Consider the following 330-nt stretch of genomic DNA (forward strand, 5'->3'; position numbering starts at 1 on the left):
GGTGACGTGGGCGCCGAGTTGGGTGAGTTCGGTGTGGAGTTGGGTGGCGCCGGGTGCGTCGGGTCCGCGGCGGCTGGTCAGCAGCAGGTGGGGGGTGTGGTGGTGGGTGGCGAGGTGGCGGGCGACGAGGGAACCGAGCGCTCCCGTACCGCCGGTGATCAGTACCGTGCCTTCAGAGACATCCGACCGCCCCGAGGCGCCGTCCGCTTCCGACTGGCCATCCGCGCCGTGGTGTGGAAGGCGGGTGAGTCGGGGGGCGTGGAGGGTGCCGTGGCGTAGGGCGAGTTGGGGCTCTGTGGTGTTGAGGGCGGCGGTGGGGGCGTGGGTGGT

At 72.4% G+C, this 330-nt stretch carries 1 protein-coding gene; it reads right to left on the reverse strand.

Annotated features, from left to right (window positions below; genetic code table 11):
- Positions 1-330: KR domain-containing protein (locus CD790_RS34255; RefSeq protein WP_144387282.1), on the reverse strand; the 330-nt coding region annotated here is incomplete at both ends.

The sequence above is a fragment of the Streptomyces sp. SAJ15 genome, from assembly GCF_007595705.1.
GTDB lineage: Bacteria > Actinomycetota > Actinomycetes > Streptomycetales > Streptomycetaceae > Streptomyces.